We start from the raw sequence: 2,331 nt of genomic DNA on the forward strand, positions 1-2,331 counted from the left end.
TGGATGAAGCCGAAACCAAACGGCTTCATCCATGAAACCGATTGGCGGTTTCATGGATGAAGCCGAAGCCAAACGGTTAGGTAGGATTTTGGAAGGCTTTGTCATTGGCATCCACACGCACCTGAGTAACCACCGTAGCAACGGTTTTTTCAATACCGCGCCGGCGCAGTTCGTTTTGCAGGTTTTGCTGTAACGCATACCCAATCGCACCTTGCGAATCGGCACCGCAAACATCCAGCGGAACCTCGTGCATCCCTTCTACTTTAGCGGCAATCTCGGAACGACGCAGAATGAAACCCACCTGCGGTCCATTGCCGTGTCCAATCGCCACATCCCAGCCTGCTTCAATCATATCTACGATATGATAAGCAGTTTCTTTGGCGGCCTGATACTGATCCTCTACCGATACTTTGGAGTTATCCTTGATCAGCGAGTTACCGCCGATTGCTACAACAGCCAGCTTCTTTGCCATAAGTTCTAAATTCTCCTCTCACAAAATGATAATTTTTTTAGCCCATCGTCAGCGCCATCACCGCCATCTGGGCGTGCATGCGGTTTTCGGCTTCATCATAAACCACCGACTGCGGTCCGTCCATGACCCCGTCGGTCACTTCGATATTGCGGTCAGCAGGCAGCGGGTGCATGTAAATGGCATCCTCTTTCGCCAGCGCCATCTTGCGCTCATCGGTAATCCAATGAGAGTATTTCTTGATGATCTCGGCGCCTTCGTTAGCGTCCGGGGTATGCACCATAGCCCCCCACGATTTGGCATAGATGACATCGGCGTCCTTGAATGCTTCTTCCATGTCATCCACCACCTCAAAGCCGACCTTGTATTTACGCGCCTGTTCCTGCGCCATTTCCATCACTTCCGGCATCAGGCGGAATTCGGGCGGGTGCGCCAACACCACGTCCATCCCAAAGCGCGGCATCTGGACGATCAGCGATTGCGGTACCGACATCGGTTTTTGATACGAAGCAGCGTAAGCCCATGAGACTACCATCTTCTTGCGGCGCAAATCGCGGCCTTTCTTTTCGACAATGGTCATCAAGTCAGCCAGACACTGGAAGGGATGCCAGATGTCGCACTGCATGTTCAGCACCGGCACACGCGAGTATTTGGCCACTTCGCTGATGTACTTATTGCCAATTCCCCAATCCACATGGCGGATGGCAATCCCATCGAAATAACGGCCGAAAATCTCACCAATTTCTTTGGGGGTATCCCCATGGGCAATTTGGGTCGTGCGGCTTTCAATGAATGCGGCATGACCGCCAAGGTGCGCCATGCCGGCTTCAAATGATCCGCGTGTGCGGGTGCTGCTGAAAAAGAACAACATCGCCAGCACTTTATCCCGCAGATAAACAGTGGACTCATTCAAAGCGCGTTTGCGCTTGAGATCGAATGCCACATCCAGCACGGTTTCGACTTCTTCTCTGGAGAAGTCGAGGTCCCCAATCAGGTCGCGTCCGTGTAAAAAGGTTTGCATGTTTCCTCCAAATTCTTCCTTGGTAAGGCTTATTCCATCTTGCCCAACACCAGCGCCAGCAACGCCATGCGCATCACGACGCCGTTATAGGCCTCCTGCCAGTAGCGCGACCAGCGGGTAATATCCACATCGGTGGGGATTTCATCCATGCGCGGCAGCGAGTGTAGCAGAATCGCATCCGATTTGGCTTTGGTGGTCAGCAGTTCACGGGTGATCTTGTAGTTCGAGGGGGTCATGCCGACATCTTTGCCGGTGCGTTCATCGCGGGCTTTGGTGTAATCGGGCTGTACCACCGGTTCAACCAGAATCACATCCGCTTCGGCAATCGCCTGTTCAACGTGCTCCACCTCGCGGAAATTCAGGCTGTAGGATTTCAGCTCAGCCTTGAACTCCTCGGTCAGCGACATCTCCGGCGGAGAAACAAAGGTGATCGGGCAGTCAAACTGCGTCAGGGCGTAACCCAGCGAGTGCATGGTGCGCATGCGCATATCGCCAACCGCCAGCCACTTCAAGCCATCAATGCGGCCTTTTTCCCGCAGCACAGTGTAGAGGTCGGTCAAAATCTGGGTGGGATGTTCACCCCAGCCGTCGCCACCGTTAATGATCGGCACGGAGGCCCACTTAGCCGCCTCATGCGGCGCTCCCTGCTGGAAGTGGCGCATGACGATCACATCGCCGTAGAATTCCAGCATTTTGACGGTATCTTTGATCGATTCCTGATACCAGTCACCGGCGCGGGTCATCTTGGCATCCGCAAAACCGGTCACATGCCCGCCAAGGCGGTGCATGGCGGCTTCGTGCGCCAGGCGGGTGCGGGTGCTGGGCTGGTAAAAAGCCGTCA

General features: G+C 54.4%; 2 protein-coding genes and 1 pseudogene. All 3 read right to left on the reverse strand.

Features of this window, described 5'->3' with window-relative positions:
* Window positions 1-79 precede the first annotated feature (79 nt).
* Window positions 80-472: pseudogene (locus tag VAE48_RS09370) on the reverse strand (carbamate kinase); the annotation flags it as partial.
* Between the two features lie 37 nt (window positions 473-509).
* Complete coding sequence (locus VAE48_RS09375; protein WP_322793065.1) at window positions 510-1,490, reverse strand: ornithine carbamoyltransferase; 981 nt, start codon at window positions 1,488-1,490, stop codon at window positions 510-512.
* A gap of 29 nt (window positions 1,491-1,519) precedes the next feature.
* Window positions 1,520-2,331: hypothetical protein (locus VAE48_RS09380; RefSeq protein WP_322793066.1), on the reverse strand; the 812-nt coding region annotated here is incomplete at its 5' end.

This window comes from Bellilinea sp., assembly GCF_034432615.1.
Lineage (GTDB): Bacteria > Chloroflexota > Anaerolineae > Anaerolineales > Anaerolineaceae > Bellilinea.